18 protein-coding genes are annotated in these 20,992 nt (G+C 62.4%); 5 read left to right on the top strand and 13 right to left on the bottom strand.

The annotated features are described in order from the left end of the window. Positions 1–42 precede the first annotated feature (42 nt). The 5 genes from F6S12_RS22385 to F6S12_RS22365 all read right to left on the bottom strand — a co-directional run bounded on the left by F6S12_RS22385 (position 43) and on the right by F6S12_RS22365 (position 4,526). A complete protein-coding gene (locus F6S12_RS22385; RefSeq protein WP_019095624.1) occupies positions 43–1,272 on the bottom strand; it encodes a nucleoside recognition domain-containing protein in 1,230 nt (409 codons plus the stop codon). 176 nt (positions 1,273–1,448) lie between these two features. Next, positions 1,449–2,780: a glutamate/aspartate:proton symporter GltP gene (gene gltP / locus F6S12_RS22380; protein WP_011058482.1), complete on the bottom strand. Its 1,332-nt coding sequence runs from the start codon at positions 2,778–2,780 to the stop codon at positions 1,449–1,451. A 745-nt stretch (positions 2,781–3,525) separates the two neighbouring features. Beyond that, positions 3,526–3,993 (bottom strand): inhibitor of vertebrate lysozyme family protein, encoded by a 468-nt coding sequence (locus F6S12_RS22375; RefSeq protein ID WP_019095623.1) that lies wholly within the window; start codon positions 3,991–3,993, stop codon positions 3,526–3,528. Positions 3,994–3,995: 2 nt separating this feature from the next. After that, positions 3,996–4,160 (bottom strand): DUF1328 domain-containing protein, encoded by a 165-nt coding sequence (locus F6S12_RS22370; protein ID WP_003170804.1) that lies wholly within the window; start codon positions 4,158–4,160, stop codon positions 3,996–3,998. Positions 4,161–4,241: 81 nt separating this feature from the next. After that, entirely contained in the window at positions 4,242–4,526 is a 285-nt protein-coding gene (locus F6S12_RS22365) for a hypothetical protein (protein WP_123472557.1), read from the bottom strand. A gap of 442 nt (positions 4,527–4,968) precedes the next feature. Between F6S12_RS22365 and algB the strand changes: the two genes are divergently transcribed. Together algB and F6S12_RS22355 are read left to right on the top strand one after the other, a co-directional pair. Beyond that, positions 4,969–6,315: a sigma-54-dependent response regulator transcription factor AlgB gene (gene algB / locus F6S12_RS22360; RefSeq protein WP_011058479.1), complete on the top strand. Its 1,347-nt coding sequence runs from the start codon at positions 4,969–4,971 to the stop codon at positions 6,313–6,315. 10 nt (positions 6,316–6,325) lie between these two features. Next, the gene (locus F6S12_RS22355) at positions 6,326–8,110 is read left to right on the top strand and encodes a KinB sensor domain-containing domain (protein WP_011058478.1); all 1,785 of its coding nucleotides are present in this window, start codon (positions 6,326–6,328) and stop codon (positions 8,108–8,110) included. A gap of 4 nt (positions 8,111–8,114) precedes the next feature. Here the strand turns inward: F6S12_RS22355 and F6S12_RS22350 are convergent, their stop codons facing one another. The 7 genes from F6S12_RS22350 to F6S12_RS22320 all read right to left on the bottom strand — a co-directional run bounded on the left by F6S12_RS22350 (position 8,115) and on the right by F6S12_RS22320 (position 15,531). Next, complete coding sequence (locus tag F6S12_RS22350) at positions 8,115–9,737, bottom strand: EAL domain-containing protein (protein ID WP_123431166.1); 1,623 nt, start codon at positions 9,735–9,737, stop codon at positions 8,115–8,117. Between the two features lie 73 nt (positions 9,738–9,810). Next, on the bottom strand, positions 9,811–10,590 hold the full coding sequence (locus F6S12_RS22345; RefSeq protein ID WP_011058476.1) for an N-acetylmuramoyl-L-alanine amidase: 780 nt from the start codon (positions 10,588–10,590) through the stop codon (positions 9,811–9,813). A 101-nt stretch (positions 10,591–10,691) separates the two neighbouring features. Then, positions 10,692–12,875, bottom strand: a complete 2,184-nt coding sequence (locus tag F6S12_RS22340; RefSeq protein WP_123472558.1) for a GGDEF domain-containing protein — start codon at positions 12,873–12,875, stop codon at positions 10,692–10,694. Beyond that, positions 12,872–13,750 carry an endonuclease/exonuclease/phosphatase family protein gene (locus tag F6S12_RS22335; protein ID WP_011058474.1) on the bottom strand — a complete coding sequence of 293 codons (879 nt, stop codon included), beginning with the start codon at positions 13,748–13,750 and terminating at the stop codon, positions 12,872–12,874. The genes F6S12_RS22340 and F6S12_RS22335 overlap by 4 nt, the downstream gene beginning before the upstream one ends. A gap of 12 nt (positions 13,751–13,762) precedes the next feature. Beyond that, a complete protein-coding gene (locus tag F6S12_RS22330; protein ID WP_011058473.1) occupies positions 13,763–14,392 on the bottom strand; it encodes a thiol:disulfide interchange protein DsbA/DsbL in 630 nt (209 codons plus the stop codon). A 197-nt stretch (positions 14,393–14,589) separates the two neighbouring features. Then, positions 14,590–15,195: a c-type cytochrome gene (locus tag F6S12_RS22325; RefSeq protein ID WP_011058472.1), complete on the bottom strand. Its 606-nt coding sequence runs from the start codon at positions 15,193–15,195 to the stop codon at positions 14,590–14,592. Between the two features lie 45 nt (positions 15,196–15,240). Then, on the bottom strand, positions 15,241–15,531 hold the full coding sequence (locus F6S12_RS22320; RefSeq protein WP_015633654.1) for a c-type cytochrome: 291 nt from the start codon (positions 15,529–15,531) through the stop codon (positions 15,241–15,243). A 191-nt stretch (positions 15,532–15,722) separates the two neighbouring features. On the opposite strand from F6S12_RS22320, the gene yihA reads away from it, so the two are divergent. Further along, positions 15,723–16,364: a ribosome biogenesis GTP-binding protein YihA/YsxC gene (yihA, locus tag F6S12_RS22315; RefSeq protein WP_011058471.1), complete on the top strand. Its 642-nt coding sequence runs from the start codon at positions 15,723–15,725 to the stop codon at positions 16,362–16,364. 415 nt (positions 16,365–16,779) lie between these two features. Here yihA and polA read toward each other — a convergent pair whose 3' ends face one another. Next, complete coding sequence (polA, locus tag F6S12_RS22310; RefSeq protein WP_123472559.1) at positions 16,780–19,572, bottom strand: DNA polymerase I; 2,793 nt, start codon at positions 19,570–19,572, stop codon at positions 16,780–16,782. 74 nt (positions 19,573–19,646) lie between these two features. On the opposite strand from polA, the gene F6S12_RS22305 reads away from it, so the two are divergent. Together F6S12_RS22305 and F6S12_RS22300 are read left to right on the top strand one after the other, a co-directional pair. Beyond that, the gene (locus tag F6S12_RS22305) at positions 19,647–19,934 is read left to right on the top strand and encodes a DUF2782 domain-containing protein (RefSeq protein ID WP_011058469.1); all 288 of its coding nucleotides are present in this window, start codon (positions 19,647–19,649) and stop codon (positions 19,932–19,934) included. A 65-nt stretch (positions 19,935–19,999) separates the two neighbouring features. Next, entirely contained in the window at positions 20,000–20,950 is a 951-nt protein-coding gene (locus F6S12_RS22300) for a homoserine kinase (protein ID WP_011058468.1), read from the top strand. Positions 20,951–20,992 lie beyond the last annotated feature (42 nt).

Raw genomic sequence — 20,992 nt, 5'->3', positions numbered from 1 at the left:
GGAGGGTGTAGGAGCCGGCTTGCCGGCGAAGGCTCGCTCAACTCATCCAAAGAACCAGTAGCAAACCGCAATCGCCGCCACCACGCCGGCGAATTCCGCCAGCAAGGCACAGCCCACGGCGTGCCGCACTCGCTGGATGCCTACCGCGCCGAAGTACACCGCCAGCACATAGAAGGTGGTTTCGGTACTGCCCTGGATGGTGGCCGCCACCAGGGCCGGGAAGCTGTCCACGCCCTGGGTCTGCATGGTCTCGATGAGCATGGCCCGTGCCGCACTGCCCGAGAACGGCTTGACCAGGGCAGTGGGCAAGGCATCCACGAAACGTGTGTCCCAACCGGCCCACTCCACCAGATGACGAATGCCGTCGAGGCCGAAATCCAGGGCCCCGGACGCCCGCAGCACGCCGATGGCGCAGAGCATCGCTACCAGGTATGGCAAGAGGCTCTTGGCGACGTCGAAGCCCTCCTTGGCGCCCTCGACAAAGGCCTCGTAGACCTTGACCTTGCGCAGCGCGCCGACCACCAGGAACAGCATGATCAGCCCAAACAGCGTGAGGTTGCCGAGAATCGACGACAGGGACGCCAGGGCCGTGGCCGACAGGGTGGCCAGCAAGGCCATGAAGGCGCCCAGGGCCAGGGCCCCGGGAACCAGGTAGGCCAGTACCACCGGGTCCCACAGGCGCAGGCGCTGCATCACCGCGACCGACAGCAGGCCCACCAGGGTCGAGGCGCTGGTGGCCAGGAGAATCGGCAGGAACACCAGGGTCGGGTCCGCCGCGCCTTGCTGGGCGCGGTACATGAAGATGGTCACCGGCAGCAGGGTCAGGGACGAGGCGTTGAGCACCAGGAACAGGATCTGCGCATTGCTGGCAGTGGTGGCGCTGGGGTTGAGTTCCTGCAGGGCGCGCATGGCCTTGAGGCCGATGGGCGTGGCGGCGTTGTCCAGGCCCAGGCCGTTGGCGGCGAAGTTCAGGGTGATCAGGCCCAGGGCCGGGTGCCCCGGCGGCACTTCCGGCATCAGGCGCTTGAACAGGGGCCCCAGGACCTTGGCCAGCCACTCGACGATTCCAGCCTTCTCGGCGATGCGCAGAAAACCCAGCCACAGGGTCAGGGTGCCGAACAGCAGGACCATGACCTCCACCGACAGCTTGGCCATGGCGAAGATGCTTTCCACCATGGCAGCAAAGATCCCCGCGTTGCCACCCACCAGCCACTGCGCCAGGGCCGACACGGTTGCCACGATAAAGAAGCCAAGCCACAGGCCATTGAGCATCGGTCATACCCCTCGAAAGATGCGGCGAATGATAGCGGGGCGGGCAGAAACGACAAACCCCGGATTAACCGGGGCCTGTCATCTGTTGGGGCTGGATTGCCGCTGAAGGCGGTCTTCAGGCAGCTGAAGGGCTTGGGGCCTCTTCGCTGGCAAGCCAGCTCCTACACAATAGGCGCTTAGCCTTTGGACGCTTCGCCTGCTGGCAGTTTTTCCTTGCTGCGCCAGTGCGGCAGGGAGTTCCAGTAACGCTGGCCCTTGGCGTCGTCGTACATGCCTTCCCAACGGGAGATGACCAGTACCGCCAGGGCGTTGCCGATCACGTTCAAGGCGGTACGCGCCATGTCCATCACACGGTCGACACCAGCGATGAAGGCCAGGCCTTCCAGAGGAATGCCGACGCTGCCCAAGGTGGCCAGCAGGACCACGAAGGACACGCCCGGAACCCCGGCGATACCTTTGGAGGTGACCATCAGGGTCAGCACCAGCAGCAGTTGCTGGCTGATGGACAGGTCGATGCCGTACAGCTGGGCGATGAAGATCGCCGCGATGCTCTGGTACAGGGTCGAACCGTCGAGGTTGAACGAGTAGCCGGTCGGCACCACGAAGCTGCAGATGGCTTTCGGCGCGCCGTAGGCTTCCATCTTCTCGATCACCCGCGGCAGCACGGTTTCCGAGCTGGCGGTGGAGTAGGCCAGGACCAGCTCATCCTTGAAGATGCGCATCAGCTTGATCACCGAGAAGCCGAACAGGCGGGCGATCAGGCCGAGGATCACGAAAGCGAAGAAGGCGATGGCCACGTACACCAGGATCACCAGCTTGGCCAGCGGCAGCAGGGAGGCGAAACCGAAGTTGGCGACGGTCACCGCGATCAGTGCAAATACGCCGATAGGGGCGTAGTTCATGATCATGTGGGTGACTTTGAACATGCTTTCCGAAACGCCCTGGAACATCTTCACCAGCGGTTCGCGCAGGTCGGACTGCAGGCTCGACAGGCCCAGGCCGAACAGCACCGAAAAGAAGATGATGGGCAGCATCTCGCCGCGGGCCATGGCCGCGAAGATGTTCGATGGAATCAGGTTGAGGATGGTCTCGATGAACGCGTGTTCATGCTGCACCTCGGCCGCAGTGGCCTGGTACTTGGAGATGTCCACGGTGCCCAGGGTGCTCATGTCGATGCCTGCGCCCGGATGGAACAGGTTGGCCAGCAGCAGGCCGACGACGATGGCGATGGTGGTCACGATTTCGAAGTAGATGATGGTCTTGAGGCCGATGCGCCCCAGTTTCTTCGCGTCACCGACACCGGCGATGCCGACGATCAGCGAGGAAATGACGATCGGGATCACGATCATCTTGATCAAGCGGATAAAGATATCGCCCGCAGGCTGCAGGACGTTGCTGATCCACCAGGCCTTTTCAGCACTGAAATGATTGAGCAGCGCGCCAATCGCAATCCCCAGGACCAGACCGATGAGGATCTGCCAGGCGAGGCTTAATTTTGCCTTCTTCATATCATTACCCTTACTTCAGTTGGACTCGGGCTGATGCGCGAACTGGAACGCTCAATGGCGGAAAAGTTTGTGCATCGGCCCCCGTATAAGGTCATCCCGAACGAGCATTTACGGCTCTCTGCGGGCGAAAAAAGGCGCAACTATTCCGATGCTAGGGAGGCACGTCTAATGCCGTAAACGCCTACCCTATGCCGAATCGGCATGAGTTTTTCCAAACAAAACGAGCGTCCCAACCGGTTCGAATACGACATTTCGGCAGGCAAAAATGCCGTGAAACGGCCATTTCAGGCGGCGTGCAGGCTTGTCGGAGGGGTCAGGAAAAAGGCTAAAAAAGTTTAGGATTGCTCTGATTCGGGCGCCCGGAAACGCTGCGCAATTCGCACAAAGTTTCTCGATATACGGTCGCAGAGAAACACCAGGAAACGTTTGATCGGAGTCAAAGGAAGATTTTTTCCCGCGCGAGCACGGAAATTGTCAGACGGACGGCTCTAGCACAGGACTTTGCCATTCAAGCACGCCGCAAGCTCATCAGGTCGGTGGCCGACCTGGGAGCTTGCGCCGCCGCTCTTTCCTGACCCGGCCCTTGCGGAGGCACTCCCTGTACCCCTAGGTCACTCCGATCACCCGTGGATCAGAACATCCCGGCCCCTTGGTCATGCACTCGCCCTCCTCGGGTGGTGCAACAGCCGAAAGCGCCAGGGCGGCCCTTTCGTCTATCTGTTATGCAATATCGGCAATTTGCACATCAGTACCAGTTCGGGTCCTTGCGCAACTGCTCTTGGAGCAGCGCTTGCATGCCGTCATCGGGCTTGCCGAGGAACCGATAATTGGCGTGGCGGGTCGGTGACTTGTCCGCGGGCAAACCCGCCGGCACGTCCACCAGCATCGCGTAGGCATGCTTCTTGTCGAAACTGAAGGCCACAATCAAACGCTGGTTCTGACAACTCTGAGCGGTTTCGCACAGAGGGCCCACCAGATACTGATCGCCATCTTCGGTCATGGCATTCATCTGTTGCGGCGCATCACCCGAGAGGTTCATCACCCACTCGGGCAGGCGCTCCTCCTTGTGCACGACCCCCTGCCAGGTTTCACGAAACTGCGGGTCCGACCCCAGCAGCTGATTGGCTCGTGCCTGGCCATCATTGGCCGCCGACGCCAGGGCGCTGGCGCCCAGCAGCAGCGCGGCAGTCAATGTCTTCAACGTGAGACTCATGGTCAGCCTCGGCCTCGACGGCCAAAGAAGAACGAAGCGATGAACATCACCAGGAACACCACAAAGAGAATCTTGGCGATACCCGTGGCGGTGCCCGCGATACCACCGAAGCCCAGGACCGCAGCGACAATGGCAATGATCAGGAATGTGATTGCCCAGCTCAGCATGATGATTCTCCTTACTCTTCTATTAGTGGTGCTGCCTATGGAGCCAGCCCGGCGCCGCCGATTGCGGGCCCGGCCTTGGTGCTAGAACACCCAGCGTTCCTGACGTGGCGCGTCCGCGACCGGCTGTGCCTGGTCGACGGCCATCAGTTGCATGGGGACCTGGTCGTTGAGCTGGCTGCTCACCGAACTGAAATGGGTCTGGGTGAAGTGATGAACCGGCACTCGCGGCGCGGGTGCCTGGCTGTCCTGCCAGCGCTGGAACTGTTGCCCGGCGATCAGGGTGACCAGCAACGCCAGAACGGCGAAGAGGCCTTGCTGGAGATGCAGTGGCGCAATACGCAATTGGGCAAGACGTTGGCGATTCATCCTGAAACTCCTCCCACACTGGTGGTGATGTTGTTATGGAAGCCACGGCCGGCGCTTCTCGATGAGAGGGATATTGCAGGCTGCATGCCAGCTTTTTCTTTGAAATTAAATTCAATAAAATCAAATACTTAAATCAAATTACCAAAAGCATTCCACACGCATACTGCACGATGCCCCCATGCCGGCCGTGCGAAATGCACGATGCACCGGGAAAACAGTGAGCGTTTTTTGATCACAGGGGGGAACTTTGATGAATGGCCAATAGCCTGATACAGACCCACCCAGCAGCTACTCTGGGTAAAACATGCGTAATTTCAGCCTGTTAGCCGTTTCAGCCGGAGATATCTAACCTGCTGGCGCTGGAATGGATCAGAATCAACCTTGCAACTTGCCCGATTTTTCCGGGACTAAATAAAGATCATTCATTAAGGAGCCTCGGGAAATGGAGTCAGCGCCGGAGAATCAAGGCCGCATCCTTCTGGTGGATGACGAATCCGCAATCCTTCGCACCTTCCGCTACTGCCTGGAAGACGAGGGCTACACCGTGGCCACCGCCAACAGCGCGGCGCAGGCCGATGCTCTGCTGCAACGCCAGGTATTCGACCTGTGCTTCCTCGACCTGCGCCTGGGCGAAGACAACGGCCTCGACGTACTGGCACAAATGCGTACCCAGGCACCCTGGATGCGGGTAGTGATCGTCACCGCTCACTCTGCCGTGGACACCGCAGTAGATGCGATCCAGGCCGGCGCCGCAGACTACCTGGTCAAGCCCTGCAGCCCCGACCAGTTGCGCCTGGCCACCGCCAAGCAGCTGGAAGTACGCCAGCTCTCGGCACGCCTGGAAGCCCTCGAAGGTGAGGTGCGCAAGCCCAAGGACGGCCTGGACTCCCACAGCCCGGCAATGAAAGTGGTGCTGGAAACCGCGCGTCAGGTGGCCAGCACCGACGCCAACATCCTTATCCTCGGCGAGTCCGGCACCGGCAAGGGCGAGCTGGCGCGGGCCATTCACGGCTGGAGCAAACGCGCCAAGAAATCCTGCGTGACCATCAACTGCCCCTCGTTGACTGCCGAACTGATGGAAAGCGAACTCTTCGGCCACAGCCGCGGCGCCTTTACCGGGGCCAGCGAGAGCACCCTGGGCCGGGTCAACCAGGCCGATGGCGGAACCCTGTTCCTCGACGAGATCGGCGACTTCCCGTTGACCCTTCAACCCAAGCTGCTGCGCTTCATCCAGGACAAGGAATACGAGCGCGTCGGCGACCCGGTAACCCGCCGCGCCGATGTGCGCATCCTCGCCGCCACCAACCTCAACCTTGAAGACATGGTGCGCGACGGGCGTTTCCGCGAAGACCTGCTGTACCGGCTGAACGTCATCACCCTGCACCTGCCGCCCCTGCGCGAGCGCAGCGAAGATATCCTGACCCTGGCCGACCGCTTCCTCGCCCGCTTCGTCAAAGAGTATTCGCGCCCGGCCCGGGTCTTCAGTGATGAAGCCCGGGAAGCGCTGCTCAACTACCGCTGGCCGGGCAACATCCGCGAACTGCGCAACGTGGTAGAACGGGCGAGCATCATCTGCCCGCAGGAGCGGGTGGAAATCAGCCACTTGGGCATGGCCGAGCAACCCACCAACAACGCCCCGCGGATCGGCGCCGCCCTGAGCCTGGACGAGCTGGAAAAGGCCCACATCGGTGCGGTCCTGGCCACCAGCGACACCCTGGATCAAGCCGCCAAGACCCTGGGTATCGACGCGTCGACGCTGTACCGCAAACGCAAACAGTACAACCTGTGAGCAACACCCTATGAAGTTAGCGATGAAACTGCGCACCCGGCTGTTTCTGAGCATCTCGGCCCTGATCACCGTGGCCCTCTTGGGCCTGGTGCTCGGGCTGGTCAGCGTGATGCAGATGGCCAGCACCCAGGAATCGCTGATCCGCAACAACTTCATCACCCTGGACCTGGGCCTCAAGCTGCGCCAGACCCTGGGCGACCAGCTGATCATCATGCTCGGCAAGCAGCCGGACCGCGCCGCCCTGGAAACCTCCCGGCAGCACTATCTGGAACTGCTCGACGAAGGCATCGCCCATGATCGGCAGACCCAGGTACAAAGTGGCTTCCAGCAGGCCCGTAGCGACTACCTGAGCTTCTACCAAGCCTTCGAGCGCAACAGCACCGCAAGCGGGCTGCATGACAACAACGAGCTGACCGAGCGCTTCAACGCCTTGCGCGGCGGGCTGATCAACGAACACAAGCGCGCCCTGGACAACATCAGCCAGGTGGAGCAGCAGGCCCGCAACCGTGCATGGCTGGTGGCCGGCCTGCTGGGCCTGGTGGCCCTGGCGGTGCTGATCATCGGCTTCGTCACAGCCCATGCCATCGCCCGGCGCTTTGGCGGGCCGATCGAAGCCCTGGCCAAGGCTGCGGACAAGATTGGCGAAGGCAATTTCGACGTCACCCTGCCCATTTCAGCGGCGGCGGAGATGAACCTGCTGACCCGACGCTTCGGCATCATGGCCGAGGCCCTGCGCCAGCATCAGGCAACCAATGTCGATGAGCTGCTGGCCGGCCAGCAGCGCCTGCAGGCCGTGCTCGACAGTATTGACGACGGCTTGCTGATGATCGACCGCCAGGGCCGCCTGGAACACCTCAACCCCGTGGCCCAGCGCCAGCTGGGCTGGGACCAGGAGCGCCTCGGCCAGGGCCTGGGCAGCGCCCTGCAACGCCCGGAGCTGGATGAGCAGCTACAGCTGGTATTGCGCGGCGGCAATCTGGAACGGGCGCCGGACGACCTGGATATCGAGGTCGACGGCGAGTCGCGCCTGCTGACCTACAGCCTGACCCCCGTCAGCCATACCCAGGGCCATATTCTCGGCGCCGTGATGGTGCTGCACGATGTCACCGAGCAACGGGCGTTCGAACGAGTGCGCAGTGAGTTCGTGCTGCGCGCCTCCCACGAACTGCGTACCCCGGTCACCGGCATGCACATGGCCTTCGGGCTGCTTCAGGAACGCCTGCACTTTCCCGAGGAGTCCCGGGAAACCGACCTGCTTAATACGGTCAACGAGGAAATGCAGCGCCTGATGCAGTTGATCAACGACCTGCTGAATTTTTCCCGCTATCAGAACGGCCTGCAGAAACTCACCCTCGCTCCCTGCCCCCTGGAAGAACTGCTGGTGCAGGCCCAGGGCCGCTTCAGCGAGCAGGCCCAACAGCAGGGCATCGACCTGCTGCTGGAGATCCAGGCGCCGTTGCCACGGCTGCATGCCGACCGCGCACAACTGGAGCGGGTGCTGGACAACCTGATCGACAACGCCTTGCGCCACACCGCCAGCGAGGGCCAGATCCGCCTGCAGGCGCGGCGCCATGGCGAGCGGGTGATCGTCAGCGTCGAAGACAATGGCGAGGGTATCGCCTATGGCCAGCAAGGGCGGATCTTCGAACCTTTCGTCCAGGTGGGCCGCAAGAAGGGCGGTGCCGGCCTCGGGCTGGCGCTGTGCAAGGAGATCGTCCAGTTGCATGGCGGGCGCATGGGCGTCTACTCAAGGCCCGGGCAGGGCACCCAGTTCTATCTGGCCCTGCCGCTCTAGGGCTTCATGCTTCATCATCCAGGCGCCTGGCCACCAGCCGTCGGCCACGGGTAATCAACTCAGTGAACTGCAAGGCACTCAGGGCATGGGCGAACAGCCAGCCCTGGCCGAAGCTCACGCCCTCGCTGCTGAGCAGCAGCGCCTGGTCCTCGAACTCGATACCCTCGGCAATCACCTTGAGTTTCAATGCGTGGGCCATGCGAATGATGTGCGGCGCCACGCCGCTGCTGGCGGCATCGTGCCCCAGGGCATCGATGAACGCCTTGTCGATCTTCAGGCAATCCACCGGCAGGCTCTGCAGGTAGGCCAGGCTGCAATAGCCGGTGCCGAAATCGTCGATCAGCACCTGATGCCCGACATCGCGCAGGGCCTGCAGGTTGTTGCGCGCCACCACCACATCGATCAGCCCACGCTCGGTGACCTCGAAGGCGATCTGCCGGGCCGCTACCCGATGCGTCGCCAGCAGCCGCGCCATGACCATGCCGATCCGCGGGACCATCACGTCGCAGGCCGCCAGGTTGACTGAGATGTACAGCTGGGGATTGGCCCGTAGCACATGCCCCAGTTGCTCCAGCAGGCGCTGCAGGACGAAGTCGGTGATCTGGCGGATCTGCCCGGTGTTCTCCGCCAGCGGGATGAACAGGTCGGGGCTGGTCAGGGTGCCGTCCGGGCGGCGCCAGCGCAGCAGGGCCTCGGCCCCCACGCAGAGCCGGCTACTGAGATCGAAGATCGGCTGGTACAGCACCTGCAGCTCGCCGCGGCGCAGGGCCCCTTGCAGCTCCGCCCCCAGGGACTGGCGCTGGCGGACCAACTGATACACCAACCCACCGATGAACAGCGCCAGCACCAGGCTGGAGGGCAGCAACCACCACCAACCGTCGAGCACTTCGCCCTGCAGGCTGGCGCGAGGGGTGATCAGCACCAGTTGGTACTCGGGGTTGCGAGTGGGCATGCGATAGATCAGCAGGTCCGGGGTGACCTGCAAGGGCCCGTCGCGGCCCCCCCGCCAAGGCTGTGCGGGGGGCCAGGCATGGGCCGGGCCGAGCACCGGTATCGCCCGGGCACCATGATCCACCACCACCATCAGGCTGCCACCGGGAGGCAGATCGACCACATCGGTCAGGTGCCCGCGGGAAGTGGCCACGCGAAAGTTGCCGCGACCCAGCATCAGCGCAGCAAGGTTCTCATTGGGCTGGGTCGAGGTGTTGAGCCAGTAGCTGTAGGTCGGCCCGCGGATATCCGGCGGCCTGGCCGCCGGCAGGAGGTTCTGCCGTGGCCAGTTGGAACAAGTGTGGGTGGCGTCCCTGTAGGCCGCTTCATAAATGAAGCGATAGCTGTAGCTGACCTGCTGCAGAGCTGCGATGAGATCGGCGTTGCACTCGCGCAGCGGCTGCGCCTCCAGCACGTCGAGACCTTCGCGCAGTTGCCCGAACAACTGCTCCAGCCGCTCCAGGAAACGCTGCCCCTGGGCGTTCATCTGCTCGCTTTCCCGTTGCTGGACCTGGTGCATGGCCAGCCCGGCGCTGCCCAGCAGCAAAATCACCGCACTCAGCACAGCCGCCAGCATCGCCAGCGTCCAGGGGCGATGGAACCAGGTACGCAAGGGCTCGCGAGCGGCCGGCATCATGGGAGATCCGAAGGATTACCAATGAGTTATAGCAACTGATTGGACAATCGGCCCCAACCGTCCGGCGGCGTCATTATTTTGTCTGGTTGAGCACCATCAGGATGGCCGCGCTTTCTGCGTCCGGCGTACCATCGAAACGCCCCGGCCGGTAGTGCATCTGGAATGCGGCCAGGACGTTACGGGTCGCCTTGTCCAGCTCGCCGGTCTGCGGCGTGGCGTAACCCAGCTGGGCCAGTTGCTGCTGGTACCAACCGATGCTCGGCGGGCTCACGGTAAAGAACGCCTGCTGGCGTGCCACTGCCTGGGCATCGGGCCACAGTCCCAGGCCGGCCTCGGCCAGGCGTTTCCAGGGAAACAACGGGCCCGGATCCAGCTTGCGCATGGGGGCGATATCGCTGTGGCCAATGATGTGGCGCGGCGAGATGTTGTTGCGCTTGCTGATGTCCTTGAGCAGCACGATCAGGTTCTGGATCTGCGCTTCGCTGTAGGGGTACCAGAGCCGCCCGCTGGGGCCATCGCGGAACCCCGGGTTGACGATCTCGATGCCAATGGAACTGGAGTTGAGCCAGGTCCGACCCTGCCACTGGCTGTCACCGGCATGCCAGGCACGGTATTGCTCGTCCACCAGCTTGTAGATGGTGGCGGACTTGTCATCGCCGATCAGGTAGTGGCTGCTGACCTGGCCATGGGTCAACAGGGCCAGGGAGCGCTCCAGCGATGCCGAGGTGTAGTGGACGATGATGAACTGGGCGCGTTGATCGTAATTGACCGACGGGTGGCTGGTGTCGATGCGCGGGCCGCTGGCGCAGCCGGCGAGGATCAGCAGGGAGAGGGCAAGAGCAAGAAGTTTCATGGCAAAAGGCAGTACGCTGAAGACGATAATGCAACAGTGTAACGTACTGCCCTGGCGATCATGGGCAAAACAGCGCTTTCATTCAGCAAAGTGCTGGCTCCTCAACCAGCTTCCACCCGGTTACGGCCGGCATCCTTGGCCCGGTACAGCGCCTGATCGGCTCTTTTGATCACCAGATCGCTGCGATCACCGGCCTTGAACGCACTCAGCCCGACGGACACGGTGATGGTCACCGGCTCGCCCTTGAAATGGAACGGGCACGCCTCGATTGCCGCGCGCAGGGCTTCCACAATGCGCACGCCCACCGGCCAGGGGGTGTTGGGCAGCAGCAGAACAAACTCCTCGCCACCGAAACGTGCGATGAAATCGCTGCCTCGCAGGCGTTTGCGCAGTACGTTGGCGATGATCTTCAACACCTTGTCACCGGCCAGGTGACCGTAGTTGTCGTTGATCCGCTTGAAATGATCGAGATCGAGCATGGCCAGCAGCAGGCTGTTGCCATGTTGTTGCCATTGGCCGACTTCATGTTCCAGGCGTTCGCTCCAGGCAGCCCGGTTGGGCAGGCCGGTGAGCGGATCGATCAGCGCCTTCTGCCGCTGCTCTTCCAGGTGCTCACGGTAGCCCTGGGCTTCCTGCTCCATGCTCGAAACCCGCTCCGCCAGGCTTTGCAGGCGGGCGGCCACTTCCCGTTCACGCTCGTCGCGCTGCTTCTGGTGGTGGTCCATGGTGCCCAGCAGGCCTTCCAGGTGGCTTTCCAGCACTTGCTTGAGGTCATCCAGGTCGGCGGCCTCCTGCACGCTGCTTTGCAGGCCGTCGACCTGTTCACGGATCTGGCTGTCCATGGCCCGTGCCGCCGAACTGCTGTCGGCATGGCCGTCGCTGGCCGCCTGCAGGTTGCTCTGGAAGGCCTCCAGGCGCTCGTTGAGCTGCTTGAGATAGGTCTCGAACTCATGCTGGCCGGAGTCGGTGATGGCCAGCATCAACACCGCCAGATCGTCGAGGATCGGCAGCAATTCGTACCAGTTCAACCCATGCTGCAGACGATCGCGCATGGCCTCGGCCTGTGGCCGGTGGCGCTCCGGCAGGCTCAGGTCGTCGAGCAGCCCCAGCAAGGTGTGCTCGATGTGCTTGGCCACCGAACTGTAGGAGGGCTCGGGCGAATCCGGCAGAGCGTAGAGCACATCGTGCTCCGACTGCTCCGGATCGATGGCGGCCAGGGCCTCGGCCATGACTGCCGGCAGGGGCAGGCTGTCCAGCAGCACTGCCGGGGAAACCGTCGGCAGGGGCAACAACTCGTCGGGATTGAGCGCGGCTTCGGCGACAGGCGCTGGCGGCGAATCGGAAGCGGCGACCACCCCGGGATCGACGGGCGCTTGTGGCTCCGCGACAGGCGAAATGGTTGCTTGAGGTTCGACCTCGATAGCGGGTACAGGCTCGACGGGCTTCTCCTGCACCAGTACCGGAGGCACGAACGCCACCACCGGGGCCGGAGCGGGCACTGCAGCAACCTCCGGCTCGTCGCTGGCAACCGGCTGGGCAACCGGCTCAGGTTCGAGCTGCACTTCGGGCTGTGCCGGGGCGGGCGCGGCAGGCGCCGAAACCGCCTCAGGCAAGGCCTGGGTCGGCGTCTGATAGTGCTCGCGCGCGCCATCCTCCGGGGCCGGGGCTTCATCGGCTTGTGGATGAGCCTCCGCCGCGGCGGCCGGGAGCGGCGGATTCGTCGCAACGGCTTCCTCCGCCGGGGCTGGCGTCTCGCTCGCCTCGCGGCTGCCGAACAGGCGCTGCAACAGGCTTGGGCGGTCGGGTTCGGCCGGGGTTTCCAGCTGGCTCAGGGCCTTGCCCTGCAGGCTGCTCAGTTCGCCGAGCAGCAAGGGAATTTCCCGCGCCTGGCCAACCCGGCCATCCAGTTGCTTGGCAAAGGCTTTCAGCGGACGGCTGACCTCCCGGGGCAGGGGCAGGGACTGCAACTGGCTGACCAGCGCCGTCAGCGCGCTGCTCATCTGCTCGACCCGGGTTTCCCGCCGCTGCTCGGAGTCCAGCACGGCTTTTTCCAGGCGCGGCAGCAGGGCAGCAAGCCCGGCGTCCATGTCGTCGGTGCGTACCACCTCGCGCATTTCCTTCATGCACTGGTCGACCGCGCGATCGGTGCCCTCCGCCGCCAGGGTGCTGCGTACCAGGCCACGACGCAGCAAGTCGAGACGGGCCGCCCATCGGCGTTCGAGCTTTTCCTGCTGTTCGATACTTTTGAGGTATTTCTCTTTCCAGCGATTGGCGTCGTCGCTCATTCATCGGTTCCGCGAGGGGCAGGACTCAACGCGGGCAATGCATCAGCCGTGAGCGAACCCGGCAGACGAATCTCTACCGCGACCGGCAGGTGATCGGATATGGGTTGGGCCAGGACCTCCACGCGCTCCAGGGTCAGGCTGGGGCTGAGCAGAATATGGTCCAGGCAACGTTGCGGACGCCAGCTGGGGAAGGTCGCCTGCAGTTGCGGCGCCAAGAGGCTGAGGTCCCTTAGAGGGGAATGCTCCAGCAGGTCGCTGGCGTGGGTGTTCATGTCCCCCATCAGCACCTGATGCTTGTAGCCGCCGATCAACTCGCGGATGTACGCCAGTTGCCGGGTTCGGGTGCGGGCACCGAGCGCCAGATGCATCATCACCACCACCAGTGCCTCGGGACCCTCGCCAAAACGCACGAGGATCGCGCCGCGCCCCTTGGGGCCAGGCAGCGGGTGGTCTTCGATGGCCCAGGGGCGCAGGCGGCTGAGCACGCCATTGCTGTGCTGAGCCAGGCGTCCCAGGTTGCGATTGAGCTGTTGGTACCAGTAGGGGAAGGCGCCCAGTTGGGCCAGGTGTTCCACCTGATTGACGTAGCCGGAGCGCAGGCTGCCGCCATCGGCCTCCTGCAGAGCCACCAGGTCGAAATCGCCAAGCAGGTTGCCGATTTTCTGCAGATTGTCGGCACGCCCATGATGGGGCAGCAGGTGCTGCCAACCACGAGTCAGGTAATGGCGATAACGTTCGGTGCTGATACCGACCTGGATATTGAAACTGAGCAAGCGCAGACGACTGTCTGCCGGCAGGCCGGACGACGCCAAATGGTGCTCGTTGACCTGCGGATCATGCAGGCCAACGATGCGTTCCGAGCTCCAGCGCGGCATGGCGGCGGGCGCTTACTTGGCTGCGCGCTCTTTGGCGATCAACTGGTCAGCCACGCTCAGCGCGCCTTCAGGACCACCGGCGGTGCCCAGGTCGAAACGATACTTGCCGTTGACCACCATGGTCGGTACGCCGGTGATCTGGTAGGCCTGGGCCTTTTTCTTGGCGTCTTCGACCTTGCCTTTGACGGCGAAGGAATTGTAGGTGCTCAGGAACTTGTCCTTGTCGACGCCTTCGCCAGCCAGGAACTCGGCCATCTCTTCAGGAGTAGCGAGTTTCTTGCCGCCATGGATGGCCTCGAATACGGCCTTGTGCACCTTGTGCTCGACACCCATGGCTTCAAGGGTGATGAACAGTTGGCCATGGATGTTCCAGATACCGCCGAACATGGCCGGGATACGGACGAAGTTGACGTCGGCCGGGAGTTTTTCAGCCCAGGGATTGATGGTGGGTTCAAAAGCGTAGCAGTGCGGGCAGCCATACCAGAACAGCTCAACCACTTCGATCTTGCCTGGCACGGCAACCGGAACGGCGCTGCTCAACTCGACATATTGTTTACCGGCTTCAAGCGGTTCGGCCGCTTGAGCGGTCACGCCAAACAGGCTGGCGGTGACGAGTGCGGCGCTGAGAATCAGATTACGCATGCTTTACTCCTGGACAATTTTGGCGCCTCGCTCGACCTGAATTCGGCCAGGTCTTGGCGGGCTTGAGTTCGCTAGTGTAGCGGCAGACGCCATAAAAAAGGGCGGCCTGAGCCACCCTTTATGCTTGCACCGTCAGATTAATCGATCATTAACGTTGCCGTGGCTTAGCACCTTGGGCAACGCTGATCGAGCCGGCCTCAGTGCAGGCCCTGAATATAGCTGGACACCGCTTCGATGTCTTTGTTGCTCAGCTTGCCAGCGATGCTGCGCATCACCAGGGTATCGCCGTCGTTGGTACGGTTGCCTTCGCGGAAGTCGGTCAGTTGCTTGGCCACGTACTGTGCGTGCTGGCCGCCCAGATGGGGGAAGCCGGCTGCTGCGTTACCCGCACCGTTTGGCGAGTGGCAACCGGTGCAGGCAGGCATGCCCTGGTCGAGCTTGCCGCCACGGAACAGTTCTTCACCACGGGCCACGACTTTAGGATCTGCTGCGCCGACGCTGCCTTTCTGGCTGGCGAAGTAGGCGGCGATGTCAGCCAGGTCCTGATCGCTCAGGTTGGTCAACAGGCCTGTCATCTCCAGCACCTGGCGCTTGCCGGACTTGATATCGTGCAACTGCTTGTTCAGGTACTTTTCCCCCTGACCCGCCAGCTTGGGAAAGTTTGGCGCCATGCTGTTCCCATCAGGGCCGTGGCAAGCACCACAGACTGCGGCTTTCGCCTGACCGGCAGCAGCGTCGCCTGCGGCATGGGCGACACCTGTGATGCCCAAGGTCAACAGCAGACTCACGAGTAATTTGTTCATCAGCTAATCCAACTACGGCTAAGGGTTAAGAGTTATGGACCGGGATCACTCGCTCATCCAATGGATGATGACTCGGTAATCCTCGGCACTGCAGTCCATGCACAAACCACGCGGCGGCATCGCCTTGAAACCCTGGGTCACGTGTTGCACCAGCGTCTCCATACCTTGCGCCAACCTCGGCGCCCAAGCTTCCTGGTCGCCCTTGCGGGGCGCCGTGGGTAGTTGGCCGGAATGACAAGCCCCACAAACACGGTTGTACACAGCTTCCGGATCCTGTGTAGCCTGAGCGCCGTAAAACGGCATCAAGACACCGGCAGCTAGCAGCCATTTCGTCATAAAACGACCTTTTCAGGGTTGAGAGCGTGGTGCGTTCTAATGCGCATTCAAGGTTTATCGCTCTCGTGAACTTCATCCTACGCTGGGACAAAGCGCACACAAAATCTGCGGCATTATATACTGGCGTTACTGAAACGGAAACGACACCGCTCGCCGCGTCCACTCTCGGCATCGCCCCAATCGGAAATCCCATGCAACTCAAGAACCCCATCCTCGGTCTGTGCCAACAGGCTACGTTCATGCTCAGCGCCGCCAAAGTCGATCAATGCCCTGACGATGAAGGCTTCGAAGTGGCCTTTGCCGGGCGTTCCAACGCCGGCAAATCCAGCGCCCTGAACACCCTGACCCACGCCAGCCTGGCACGCACCTCGAAAACTCCGGGTCGCACGCAGTTGTTGAACTTCTTCAAGCTAGACGACGATCGCCGTCTGGTCGACCTGCCGGGCTACGGTTACGCCAAAGTGCCAATCCCGCTCAAGCAACACTGGCAGCGTCACCTGGAAGCCTACCTGGGCAGCCGCGAGAGCCTTAAGGGCCTGATCCTGATGATGGATATCCGTCATCCCATGACCGACTTCGACCTGCTGATGCTGGACTGGGCGGTCGCCAGCGGCATGCCGATGCACATCCTGCTGACCAAGGCCGACAAACTGACCTACGGCGCGGCCAAGAACACCCTGCTCAAGGTGCAGTCGCAGATACGCAAGGGCTGGGGCGAAGCCGTCACCATCCAACTGTTCTCGGCCCCCAAGCGCATGGGCCTGGAAGAGGCCTACACCGTGCTGGCGGGCTGGATGGAACTGGCCGACAAAGGCGCCGAAGCCGAGGCCTGAGAGACGTAGGGAAAATTGCCTGGGGGATGATCAGGCAAGGCAAAAGCGCGGTGCGAAAGCGGAGTTTACTGGCTGTAAATGAGCATTTCGCGCCGCGCTTTTAACGCCGCATGATCATTTCCCAGGCGGTTTTCAGGCAAAAAAAACCCCGGACTTCGTATGGGGAGGGGGAAGTTCGGGGTTCAAGTTCTAGACCGCTAGGGCGGGGTCCAGATATCTGCCAACACTTAACACAACATAGGAGCATCGAAGGGCTTCACCAGCCATTCAGTAACTCTGAGTGGGCGTTCACCTATTTAGTTCCGGCCGGTTGCAAAAACTATTGGCAATAATCGATGAAATTTTCGGTGCTAATAGCTCTTCGCTAGTTTTTGCCGCGACACTATGCCGCGGCAAAAACACCTGAAAAGTGCCCTTAATGGGCCTCATCCCAGTTATTTCCCACCCCCACTTCCACCAATAACGGTACATCCAGGGTTGCGGCACCGCTCATGTGCCCGCGAATTTCCTCACGAACCTGGTCCACCAGGTCCTCGCGCACTTCCAGCACCAGTTCGTCGTGCACCTGGAGAATCACTCGGGCATCCAGCCCCGAGGACGCCAGCCAGTTGTCCACGGCCACCATGGCTTTCTTGATGATGTCTGCCGCGGTGCCCTGCATCGGCGCATTGATCGCGGTGCGTTCGGCGCCGGCGCGCTCCTGTGGCTTGTTGGAGTTGATCTCCGGCAGGTACAGGCGGCGACCGAAGATGGTCTCGACATAACCCTGGTCCGCGGCCTGGGCGCGGGTGCGGTCCATGTACTCGCGAACCCCCGGGTAACGCGCGAAGTAGGTGTCGATATAGGCCTTGGCCTGCTTGGTATCGACACCGATGTCCTTGCCCAGCTTCTGCGCGCCCATACCGTAGATCAGGCCGAAGTTGATGGCCTTGGCGCTGCGGCGCTGATCGGAAGTGACGTCCTTGAGCTCGACCTTGAACACCTCGGCCGCCGTGGCGGTGTGCACGTCCAGGTTGTTGCGAAAGGCGTTGAGCAAACCTTCATCGCGGGACAGGTGCGCCATGATCCGCAACTCGATCTGCGAATAGTCCGCTGCCAGCAGCTTGTAGCCCGGCGGCGCGATGAAGGCCTGGCGAATGCGCCGGCCTTCAGCGGTACGTACCGGAATGTTCTGCAGGTTCGGATCGCTGGAGGACAGCCGGCCGGTGGACGCTACCGCCTGATGATAGGAGGTATGGATGCGCCCGGTACGCGGGTTGATCTGCTCCGGCAGGCGGTCGGTATAGGTGCTTTTCAGCTTGCTCATGGAACGGTACTGCATCAGCACCCGCGGCAGCGGATAGTCGTCTTCCGCCAGCTTGGCCAGCACCTCTTCAGCCGTGGATGGCTGGCCCTTGGCAGTCTTTTTCAGCACCGGCAGGCCGAGCTTGTCGTAGAGGATGCTGCCCAGCTGCTTGGGCGAGCCCAGGTTGAACTCCTCGCCGGCGATCTCGAAGGCTTCGCGCTCCAGGGCGACCATCTTGTCCCCCAGTTCGATGCTCTGCACTCCCAGGAGCTTGTCGTCCACCAGTGCTCCCTGGCGCTCGATGCGCGCCAGGACCGGCACCAAAGGCATTTCGATATCGGTGAGCACGCTGGCCAGGCTCGGTATCGCGGACAGCTTGTCGAACAGGACCTGGTGCAGGCGCAGGGTCACGTCGGCATCTTCCGCGGCGTAGGGGCCGGCCTGCTCAAGGGGAATCTGGTCGAAGGTCAACTGCTTGGCACCCTTGCCAGCGATGTCCTGGAAACTCACAGTGCTGTGGTCCAGGTACTTCTGCGCCAGGCTGTCCATGTCATGGCGGGTGGCGGTGGAGTTGAGCACGTAGGATTCGAGCATGGTATCGAAGGCCACGCCGCGCACAGTGATGCCATTGGCCTGGTCGCCGCCGATGGCGCAGTTGGCCAGGATGTTCATGTCGAACTTGGCGTGCTGGCCGACCTTGAGCAGCTTGGGATCTTCCAGCAAGGGCTTGAGGGCCAGCAGTACGCTGTCGCGATCCAGCTGTGCCGGCGCGCCCATGTAGGAGTGGGTCAGGGGAACATAGGCCGCTTCGCCGGCCTTGACCGAGAAGGACAGGCCCACCAGTTGCGCCTGCTGCGCATCGATCCCGGTGGTTTCGGTATCGAAGGCAATCAGCTTGGCGCCCTTGAGTTTCTCCAGCCAGGCATCGAAACGCTCCTGGTCGAGGATGGTTTCGTACTGCAGCTCCAGCGGAGCTTGCTCCACAGCCTGCGGCGGCGGCACGGCGGCGGGTGTCGCCTCAGCGCCGCTGAGCTCGACACGCTTGGCATCGCGCTGCAACTCGTCGAGCCAGCTCTTGAACTCCAGCAGGCTGTAGAGCTCCACCAGCTTCTCGCGGTCCGGCTCGCCCAGGTGCAGGTCGTCGAGCCCGACATCCAGCGGCACGTCGACCTTGATGGTCGCCAACTGATAGGAGAGGAAGGCCATTTCCTTGTGTTCTTCGAGCTTGGCCGGCAAGGTCTTGGCCCCGCGGATCGGCAGGGTCGGTACGATATCGAGCTGTTCGTACAGCTCCTTCAACCCGCCATTGACCCCGACCAGCAGGCCGGAAGCGGTCTTCGGACCAATGCCCGGCACCCCGGGAATGTTGTCGGAAGAGTCGCCCATCAGCGCCAGGTAATCGATGATCTGCTCGGGAGCGACGCCGAATTTCTCCTTCACGCCTTCCACATCCATGCTGCTACCGGACATGGTGTTGACCAGGGTAATGTGCCCGTCCACCAGCTGTGCCATGTCCTTGTCGCCAGTGGAAATCACCACCGAGCGGTCCGCTGCCGCGCTGCTGCGGGCCAGGGTGCCGATCACGTCATCGGCCTCGACCCCTTCCACGCACAACAAGGGGAAACCCAGGGCGATCACGCTGGCGTGCAACGGCTCGATCTGCACCCGCATGTCGTCGGGCATGCTCGGACGGTTGGCCTTGTATTCGGCATACATGTCATCGCGGAAGGTCCCGCCCTTGGCATCGAAGACCACGGCGAACGGGCTGTCCGGGTACTGTTTGCGCAGGCTCTTGAGCATGTTCAACACGCCCTTGACCGCGCCGGTAGGCAGGCCTTTGGAGGTGGTCAGCGGTGGCAGCGCGTGGAACGCGCGGTACAGATATGAAGAACCGTCCACCAGGACGAGGGGGGCTTGGCTCATGAGCGGGATCAACCTTTTCGGCGGGTCCGGCGCTAGAATAGCGGGACCGTTGACGACAAAGGGACAAGGTTATCATGCGCACACTAAATCGCTTGCTGCTGACCGGCTTGATTGCAATCGCTCCATTGGCCGCGATCGCCGCAGAAGATGCGCCATCAGCGGACCCGGAAGTAACCATTCGCACGGAAGGCGACAAGACCATCCAGGAATACCGGCAAAATGGCTTCCTGTATGCCATCAAGATCACGCCAAAGGGCGGCAAACCCTACTTCCTGGTGCGTGCCGATGGCTCGGACGGCAACTTCATCCGTTCGGATCAGCCGGATATGCTGATCCCTTCGTGGAAAATCTTTGAGTGGTAAACCACTCCGACTTCAACTCAATGGCGCTGGCTGGATAGCAGCGCCCGTACTGGCAGTTTTTAACCATGTCTGTGTTCACCCCCCTGGCTCGGCCCGAGCTGGAAACCTTTCTCGCCCCGTATGGGCTCGGCCGCCTGCTTGATTTCCAGGGGATCGCCGCTGGTAGCGAAAACACCAACTTCTTCATCAGCCTGGAACAGGGCGAGTTCGTCCTGACCCTGGTGGAACGTGGCCCGGTCCAGGAAATGCCGTTCTTCATTGAACTGCTGGACGTGCTGCACCAGGCCAACCTGCCAGTGCCCTATGCCCTGCGCACCACCGACGGCGTCGCCCTGCGCGAACTGGCGGGCAAGCCGGCACTGTTGCAACCGCGACTGGCGGGCAAGCACATCAAGCAGGCCAACGCCCAGCACTGTGCCCAGGTCGGTGAACTGCTCGGCCACCTGCACGTGGCCACCAAGGACCACATGATCAAGCGCAAGACCGATCGCGGCCTGGACTGGATGCAGGAAGAGGGCAGGCAACTGCTGTCGCACCTGGCCCCCACGGCCCAGGACCTGCTGCAACGGGCCCTGGATGAAATCGCCGCTCAGAAGGTGAAGATCCTCGCCCTGCCCCGGGCCAACATCCACGCCGATCTGTTTCGCGACAACGCCATGTTCGAAGGCACCCACCTGACCGGCCTGATCGACTTCTACAACGCCTGTTCGGGACCGATGCTCTACGACGTGGCGATCGCCCTGAATGACTGGTGCTCCGACGATGAAGGCGTACTCGACGGCCAACGGGCCCGAGCCCTGCTGGGCGCCTACGCGGCGCTGCGCCCGTTCACTGCGGCAGAGGCCGAACTCTGGCCGACCCTGCTGCGGGTGGCCTGCGTGCGCTTCTGGCTATCGCGGCTGATCGCCGCCGAGAGCTTCGCCGGGCAGGACGTGCTGATTCACGATCCGATGGAGTTCCAGCAGCGCCTGGCGCAGCGGCAACAGGTCAGCATCGCGCTGCCGTTCGCCCTGTAAACGCTTCGCGGGCAAGCCCGCTCCTACAGAGATGCGCCCAAC

This window comes from Pseudomonas sp. JV245A, assembly GCF_032424515.1.
GTDB lineage: Bacteria > Pseudomonadota > Gammaproteobacteria > Pseudomonadales > Pseudomonadaceae > Aquipseudomonas > Aquipseudomonas protegens.
The sequence above is the reverse complement of the archived record's forward strand: the minus strand, read 5'-3'. Positions and strand labels throughout refer to the sequence as shown.

Excerpts from the sequence above, each read along its gene's own strand:
- F6S12_RS22385 (WP_019095624.1), bottom strand. The coding sequence starts at position 1,272 with ATGCTCAATGGCCTGTGGCTTGGCTTCTTTATCGTGGCAACCGTGTCG.
- gltP (WP_011058482.1), bottom strand. The coding sequence starts at position 2,780 with ATGAAGAAGGCAAAATTAAGCCTCGCCTGGCAGATCCTCATCGGTCTG.
- F6S12_RS22375 (WP_019095623.1), bottom strand. The coding sequence starts at position 3,993 with ATGAGTCTCACGTTGAAGACATTGACTGCCGCGCTGCTGCTGGGCGCC.
- F6S12_RS22370 (WP_003170804.1), bottom strand. The coding sequence starts at position 4,160 with ATGCTGAGCTGGGCAATCACATTCCTGATCATTGCCATTGTCGCTGCG.
- F6S12_RS22365 (WP_123472557.1), bottom strand. The coding sequence starts at position 4,526 with ATGAATCGCCAACGTCTTGCCCAATTGCGTATTGCGCCACTGCATCTC.
- algB (WP_011058479.1), top strand. The coding sequence starts at position 4,969 with ATGGAGTCAGCGCCGGAGAATCAAGGCCGCATCCTTCTGGTGGATGAC.
- F6S12_RS22355 (WP_011058478.1), top strand. The coding sequence starts at position 6,326 with ATGAAGTTAGCGATGAAACTGCGCACCCGGCTGTTTCTGAGCATCTCG.
- F6S12_RS22350 (WP_123431166.1), bottom strand. The coding sequence starts at position 9,737 with ATGATGCCGGCCGCTCGCGAGCCCTTGCGTACCTGGTTCCATCGCCCC.
- F6S12_RS22345 (WP_011058476.1), bottom strand. The coding sequence starts at position 10,590 with ATGAAACTTCTTGCTCTTGCCCTCTCCCTGCTGATCCTCGCCGGCTGC.
- F6S12_RS22340 (WP_123472558.1), bottom strand. The coding sequence starts at position 12,875 with ATGAGCGACGACGCCAATCGCTGGAAAGAGAAATACCTCAAAAGTATC.
- F6S12_RS22335 (WP_011058474.1), bottom strand. The coding sequence starts at position 13,750 with ATGCCGCGCTGGAGCTCGGAACGCATCGTTGGCCTGCATGATCCGCAG.
- F6S12_RS22330 (WP_011058473.1), bottom strand. The coding sequence starts at position 14,392 with ATGCGTAATCTGATTCTCAGCGCCGCACTCGTCACCGCCAGCCTGTTT.
- F6S12_RS22325 (WP_011058472.1), bottom strand. The coding sequence starts at position 15,195 with ATGAACAAATTACTCGTGAGTCTGCTGTTGACCTTGGGCATCACAGGT.
- F6S12_RS22320 (WP_015633654.1), bottom strand. The coding sequence starts at position 15,531 with ATGACGAAATGGCTGCTAGCTGCCGGTGTCTTGATGCCGTTTTACGGC.
- yihA (WP_011058471.1), top strand. The coding sequence starts at position 15,723 with ATGCAACTCAAGAACCCCATCCTCGGTCTGTGCCAACAGGCTACGTTC.
- polA (WP_123472559.1), bottom strand. The coding sequence starts at position 19,572 with ATGAGCCAAGCCCCCCTCGTCCTGGTGGACGGTTCTTCATATCTGTAC.
- F6S12_RS22305 (WP_011058469.1), top strand. The coding sequence starts at position 19,647 with ATGCGCACACTAAATCGCTTGCTGCTGACCGGCTTGATTGCAATCGCT.
- F6S12_RS22300 (WP_011058468.1), top strand. The coding sequence starts at position 20,000 with ATGTCTGTGTTCACCCCCCTGGCTCGGCCCGAGCTGGAAACCTTTCTC.